Genomic DNA, 6098 nt, shown 5'->3' on the forward strand with positions numbered 1-6098 from the left:
AGGCTTTTCATGCCGCCGGACAAAGCAGGCATAATACCGCGCCTTTACCCGTCAACCGGTAGCCCCGTGAACCCAACGCCCGCTGTGAATACCTTGCGCCCCTCGGCTTGTCCGGGGTTGCTGCGTATTGTCCAGGCGTTGGACGGGGGCATTTGCCGGATCAAATTGGCCGGCGGTTCCATCCGCGCCTCCCAGGCCCATGCGGTGGCGGACGCGGCCCAAGCCTATGCGGGCGGGGTGATCGAGGCCACCAACCGCGCCAACTTGCAGATTCGCGGGATCGGCACCGAAGAAAACCCATTGATCGCCATGCTGCTGGCCGCCGGCCTCGGTCCCAATAACGCTGCCGGCGATGATGTGCGCAACCTGATGCTCAGCCCCAGCGCCGGGATCGACCCGCAGATGCTGTTCGATACTCGCCCGCTGGCCGAGCAGATCCTGAATACCCTGCAAAGCCATCCACGTTTCCATGAGCTGTCGGCTAAATTCGCCGTGCAGTTGGACGGCGGCGAAGCCCTGGCGATGCTCGAACATCACCATGACCTGTGGCTGTCGGCGTTCGTGCGCCAGGGCCAGACGCTGTTGGCATTTGGCCTGGCGGGTTGCCCGGGGCTGGATGCGCCAGTGGCAGCGGTGCCATTGGACCAGGGCCATGCACTGGTGGTGGCGGTGCTGGAGGCGTTTCTCGACCTCGCCACGCCGGAACAGACCCGCATGCGCCATTTGCCTGTGGATAACTTGCTGAGTCATCTGAGCCTGCCGCTGCTGCCGTCTGACGGCGTCAAGCGGCCGCCCAGCGGCGCGTTGCTGCACCTCGGCACTTATCCACAGGTGCAGAAAAATCAGTTCTATGTTGCTGCCATTGCACCCTTGGGCCGCCTGGATTCGACAATGCTCAAAGGCGCCGCACAACTGGCCAGCGACTACGGCGACGGCACGTTGCGCTTTACCCCATGGCAAGGCGTGCTGCTGCCCAACATCGAAAAACCCTACGCCGTGACCGAGCGCCTGGCCCAGCTGGGCTTCCTTTGCTCAGTCGACCAGCCGCTGGCGCACATGACCGCCTGCACCGGCTCCAGCGGTTGCGGCAAAGCCCTGGCCGACACCAAGGCCGATGCGGTGCAACTGGCCGCGCTGCAACCCGACGCTGATGTGCACCTGTCCGGCTGCCCGCGTTCCTGCGCGGCTGCGCACACTGCACCGGTCACGCTGTTGGCCGTCAGCCCCGGCCACTACGACCTCTATTTTCGCGATGCAGCCCTGCCCGGTTTCGGTCGGCTGCACGCGCGTACCCTTTCTATTGAAGCGACGGGCGCCTTGCTGCGCGCCCGCCCACGGAGCAACACCGATGATTGATTACATCCGCGACGGTCAGGAGATCTATCGCAACTCCTTCGCCATTATTCGCGCGGAAGCCAAGTTGGACCGTATCCCGGCTGACCTGGAAAAACTCGCGGTGCGGGTGATTCACGCCTGCGGCATGGTCGAGGCCATTGACGGCCTGCAATTCTCCGAAGGCGCCGGCAAGGCCGGGCGCGATGCGTTGGCCGCTGGCGCGCCGATTCTGTGCGATGCGCGGATGGTCTCCGAAGGCGTGACCCGTGCGCGCTTGCCGGCGAACAACGAAGTGATCTGCACCCTGCGCGATGACAGCGTGCCGGAGCTGGCCCGTGAATTAGGTAACACCCGTTCCGCCGCCGCCCTGGAGCTGTGGCGCCCGCACCTTGAAGGCAGTGTGGTGGTGATTGGCAATGCGCCGACCGCCTTGTTCTACCTGCTGGAGATGATTGATGCCGGCGCACCGAAACCGGCGTTGATCCTCGGTTTCCCGGTGGGCTTCGTTGGCGCTGCCGAATCCAAGGCCATGCTCGCCGCCGACAGCCGTGGCGTACCGTTCGTGATCATGCAGGGCCGCCTGGGCGGCAGTGCCATGGCCGCCGCTGCGGTGAACGCCCTGGCCACGGAGGTCGAATAATGCAGGCGCGCGGACGTTTGATCGGCCTGGGCGTCGGCCCCGGCGACCCGGAACTGATCACCCTCAAGGCCTTGCGCCTGCTGCGCGAATCGCCCGTAGTGGCGTACTTCGTGGCCAAGGGCAAGAAGGGCAACGCCTTCGGCATCATCGAAGACCACTTGGTGCCCCAGCAAACCCTGATGCCACTGGTGTACCCGGTGACCACCGAAGTGTTGCCGGCGCCGATGTCGTACGAGCAAGTGATCAGTGATTTCTATGACGCCGCCAGCGTCGACGTGGCCGCGCATCTGGACGCCGGTCGTGATGTGGCGGTGATCTGTGAAGGCGACCCGTTCTTCTACGGCTCCTACATGTACCTGCACGACCGCCTCGCCGAGCGTTACGAAGCCCAAGTCATCCCAGGCGTGTGCTCGATGCTCGGCGGCGCCTCGGTGCTGGGCGCGCCGTTGGTGTATCGCAACCAGAGTCTGTCGGTGCTGTCGGGCGTGTTGCCTCACACGGATCTCAAGCGGCGCCTGGCGGATGCCGACGCGGCGGTGATCATGAAGCTGGGCCGCAACTTCCCCAAGGTGCGCCAGGTGCTGGAAGAACTCGGCCTGGCCGAGCGCGCGCTGTATGTAGAGCGTGCCACCATGGCCAACCAGAAAATCGTGCCGCTGGATCAGGTCGATCCGTCGTCATCGCCGTATTTCTCGCTGATCATCGTGCCCGGTGAACGGTGGCAAGGTTGATGAGCCCGGCGATTGTCATTTTGGGCCAGGGTAGCCTGGCCACGGCGCGCAAGATCCAGCAGGTTTACCCTGGCGCGGTGGTCCATGGTCTGACGGGCCGCGTTGACGGTGCGGACCAGACGTACAGCGAATTCGGCGCGACCCTGCGTCAGCTATATCAGCAAGGCACGCCGTTGATTGCGTTGTGTGCTGCCGGGATCGTGATCCGTACCCTGGCGCCGCTGCTGCTGGAAAAAGGCGAGGAGCCGGCCGTGCTGGCCGTGGCCGAAGACGGCAGCGCCGTGGTGCCGCTGCTGGGCGGCCTGGGTGGCGTAAACGTGATGGCACGGCAAATCGCCGCTGCCCTGGACGTCGCCGCTGCGATCACCACCAGTGGCGAGCTGCGTTTCGGCACCTGCCTGCTCAACCCGCCGAGCGGTTATGCACTGGCCGACCTGGAGCTGGGCAAGCGTTTCGTCTCCGACCTGCTGGCCGGCGAGAGCGTGCGCATCGAAGGCGCAGCGCCGTGGCTGGACCAGGCCAACTTGCCCCAGGATCAACAGGCGCGCCTGGCGATTCATGTGGGCAATGCCGAGCGCGTGCCTGCGGCCAATGAGTTATTGATCTATCCGAAAAACGTGAGCGTGACCTGCAAGCCTGGCGCGCAGTTGGCCGAGCGTGTGCGCACGGCGCTGCATGAGGCGGGGATCGCCGTGCAGTCCCTGGCGTGTGTGCTGGCCAGCGACACGCAAATGGCCGAGGCATCGTTGCATGAAGCTGCGCTGGAACTGGGTGTGCCGTTGCGGTTTAACCGTGTCAGCCAGAGCGCCGACATTGTGATCAACGTCGCCGAGCAACCGTTGGAGCTGTCGCAAGTCGGCCGCGTGCGTGGCCGGCTCGCCGTGATCGGCCTGGGCCCTGGCGCTGCCGAGTTGATGGTGCCGGCGGTCAAGGCCGAGTTGGCGCGCTGCACCGATGTGCTGGGTTATGAAACCTACGTGCGCATGGCCGGGCCGTTCCGCGATGATCAAGTGCAGCACTGCACCGACAACCGCGAGGAAATGCAGCGGGCCCGCCACGCGTTTGAGCTTGCGGCCCAAGGACGTTCGGTGGTGGTGGTGTCGTCTGGTGACCCGGGTGTGTTCGCGATGGCTGCTGCGGTGATCGAGGCGTTGCATGAGTCCAGCGACCCGGCCTGGCATCAGGTCGATCTGGAAATTTTGCCGGGTGTGTCGGCCTCCCTGGCTACCGCTGCCCAGGCCGGTGCGCCGCTGGGGCATGACTTCTGCGTGATGTCGCTGTCGGACAACCTCAAGCCGTGGTCGATTATCGAAAAGCGCCTGGACCTCGCGTCCCAGGCAGACCTGGCCCTGGCGTTCTACAACCCGATCTCCCGCTCGCGGCCGTGGCAACTGGGGCGTGCGCTGGAGATCGTTGCGCTGCACCGCACGCCGCAAACGCCGGTGGTGCTGGGCCGTGATATCGGTCGCCCCGGCCAGACCCTGCGCGTGACCACCTTGGGCTTGCTCACCCCGGACCAGGTGGACATGCGCACCATGGTGCTGATCGGCTCGTCCACCACCTGCGTATTCCCGCGTGCCGGAGGGGGGGAGTGGGTGTATACGCCACGCTGGTACGGTGAAAAACCGCTTTCCTGAAAACGCCCACGGCGAACGTCAGAAAGCTCCGAATGACCCAAGGAATTCCCTGCGGTTATTCGGGGCTTTTTCTTTTTTGCGCGATGAAAAACGGAAGGCCCTCGGGCATGCCCCGTTGTTGCTGGAGGTCGGGTTCTGGGGGCTCGGAACGAGGGATGTTTGTCGTCTGGCAAGCCCGTCGATCGCTGGACTAGTGTGCAAGTAAGCCCCATGTGGGGTGCTTGTGGAGAACCGAAAATGGAGCGACATCACAAAAGGATCAACAGTGCAAAGCGGCGCAAGCTGATTGCCGCCTACAAGCTGCCGGGGGCACCGGGGACGGGCCCGTCTCTGCCGGTGGACATCGAGGATGATTGCAATGCGGCGGTGGTGAACAACGGTGTGTTCTCCTTTGTGGAGGGCATGTCTGCGTTGAACCGCGAATACATCCGCAAAAGCTACCTGTTGGCCAGCAGCTACGTGAGCGATGTATTGAAGGTCCAGCGCGGTACTGAACGTTGGTATGACGAATTTATCCAGGTGATGATCAGCCTGGGCTGGTTGCCGGTGCGCAGTAGCTTTGAACGGGTCTCAAGTGCTGGCAAGGGGCTGACGGTTCAACTGGCGGTGTTGAACATGATTGCGGGGATGTTGGCCTCGACCTCGCTGGGCGGACCTCTGCTGGGCGTGCTGCCGAAGCTGGCGGCCGATGCACTGGAGGCGCTCAAGCAACAACCGGCTTCGTTCGAGTTGTTCAAGCGCAATAGCACGGTGCACCAGGGCGGTGATTTTGGCCTGGCGTCGTGTGCGCAAAGCGCTGGCGAAGTGACCATGGTGCTGGTGACCTACAGCTCGCACGGCGTGAGCAAGCAAGTGGGCCTGCCCTTCCTGGAGTGGGACAGCTCCTCGTTCGAGGCCTTCAGCGGGCAGACCTGCCTGGTGCTGAATACCTCGGTGGTCAACGAGAAAACCATCCAACTGATGCGCGAGAGTGCGGGTGACAAAGTGCAATTGGCAATCGCCAAATACCGGATCTAGGGCACCAGGTAGCCACGCACGCCGGTGAAGATGATCTGCGCGGCAAGGGCACACACGAACAAGCCCATCAGTCGACTGACAATCTGCAAGCCCTGGTCACCGAGGATCCGCTCGATACGGTTGGACAAGTACAGCACCACACCCACCGTGAAGCTGGCCAGGGCGATGCTGAGGATGGCGGTGAGCTTGTCATCCCAATGGGGCTGGCTCACCCCCATCACCAGCAGCGCACCGATGGTGCCGGGGCCGACGGTGAGGGGGATGGTCAGCGGCACGATGGTCACGTCCTGCTGCACGTTATCGCTTTGTACCGCCGACTTGCCCTGGGCCATGCCCAGGGCGGAAATAAACAGCACACTGCCAGCGCCGATGCGGAACGCATCCACGGTGATGCCGAACACACCGAAAATCACCCGCCCAAACAGGTAGAGCAACACGCTGGATACCAGCGTCGCCAACGCCACTTTCCACGCCAGCCGCCTGCGCTCTTTGTTGGAGTAGCCACGGGTAAGGCTGATAAAGCAGGACAGCACGAAGAACGGGCTGTAGAGCACCAGCATTTTCAGGTAGACGCTGAATAACACGTGGAGCATGGGGACGGCTCGCAATGGCAGAAGTGCAGAGAGTCTATCAGGCGAAAGCGATCAAATGTGGGAGGTGGCTTGCCCCCGATTGCGGTCTGTCTGCCACATATGTATTGGCTGACACACTGCTATCGGGGGCAAGCCCTAATGCCAG

The 6098-nt window shown here is 63.4% G+C and carries 6 protein-coding genes; 5 read left to right on the top strand and 1 reads right to left on the bottom strand.

The window, feature by feature from the left end; all coding sequences use genetic code 11:
- The first annotated feature begins 9 nt into the window (after nt 1-9).
- The 5 genes from cobG (at nt 10) to DYL61_RS21495 (ending at nt 5360) form a co-directional block, all read left to right on the top strand.
- Entirely contained in the window at nt 10-1356 is a 1347-nt protein-coding gene (cobG, locus tag DYL61_RS21475) for a precorrin-3B synthase (RefSeq protein ID WP_135309994.1), read from the top strand.
- Nucleotides 1349-1975, top strand: coding sequence for a precorrin-8X methylmutase (locus DYL61_RS21480; protein WP_105521936.1), 627 nt, complete (start codon nt 1349-1351; stop codon nt 1973-1975). The genes cobG and DYL61_RS21480 overlap by 8 nt, the downstream gene beginning before the upstream one ends.
- The gene (locus DYL61_RS21485; RefSeq protein WP_135309995.1) at nt 1975-2706 is read left to right on the top strand and encodes a precorrin-2 C(20)-methyltransferase; all 732 of its coding nucleotides are present in this window, start codon (nt 1975-1977) and stop codon (nt 2704-2706) included. The genes DYL61_RS21480 and DYL61_RS21485 overlap by 1 nt, the downstream gene beginning before the upstream one ends.
- Nucleotides 2706-4343, top strand: a complete 1638-nt coding sequence (cobJ, locus tag DYL61_RS21490; RefSeq protein WP_135309996.1) for a precorrin-3B C(17)-methyltransferase — start codon at nt 2706-2708, stop codon at nt 4341-4343. The genes DYL61_RS21485 and cobJ overlap by 1 nt, the downstream gene beginning before the upstream one ends.
- A 237-nt stretch (nt 4344-4580) precedes the next feature.
- Complete coding sequence (locus DYL61_RS21495) at nt 4581-5360, top strand: hypothetical protein (protein WP_135309997.1); 780 nt, start codon at nt 4581-4583, stop codon at nt 5358-5360.
- On the opposite strand, the gene DYL61_RS21500 is transcribed toward DYL61_RS21495, so the two are convergent.
- Nucleotides 5357-5953 carry a MarC family protein gene (locus DYL61_RS21500; protein ID WP_135309998.1) on the bottom strand — a complete coding sequence of 199 codons (597 nt, stop codon included), beginning with the start codon at nt 5951-5953 and terminating at the stop codon, nt 5357-5359. The genes DYL61_RS21495 and DYL61_RS21500 overlap by 4 nt on opposite strands.
- Nucleotides 5954-6098 lie beyond the last annotated feature (145 nt).

Source organism: Pseudomonas nabeulensis (genome assembly GCF_004682045.1).
In the GTDB taxonomy this organism is placed as follows: Bacteria; Pseudomonadota; Gammaproteobacteria; order Pseudomonadales; family Pseudomonadaceae; genus Aquipseudomonas; species Aquipseudomonas nabeulensis.

What these genes read in the sequence shown, in the direction of transcription:
- cobG (WP_135309994.1), top strand. Translation starts at nt 10, where the DNA reads ATGCCGCCGGACAAAGCAGGCATAATACCGCGCCTTTACCCGTCAACC.
- DYL61_RS21480 (WP_105521936.1), top strand. Translation starts at nt 1,349, where the DNA reads ATGATTGATTACATCCGCGACGGTCAGGAGATCTATCGCAACTCCTTC.
- DYL61_RS21485 (WP_135309995.1), top strand. Translation starts at nt 1,975, where the DNA reads ATGCAGGCGCGCGGACGTTTGATCGGCCTGGGCGTCGGCCCCGGCGAC.
- cobJ (WP_135309996.1), top strand. Translation starts at nt 2,706, where the DNA reads ATGAGCCCGGCGATTGTCATTTTGGGCCAGGGTAGCCTGGCCACGGCG.
- DYL61_RS21495 (WP_135309997.1), top strand. Translation starts at nt 4,581, where the DNA reads ATGGAGCGACATCACAAAAGGATCAACAGTGCAAAGCGGCGCAAGCTG.
- DYL61_RS21500 (WP_135309998.1), bottom strand. Translation starts at nt 5,953, where the DNA reads ATGCTCCACGTGTTATTCAGCGTCTACCTGAAAATGCTGGTGCTCTAC.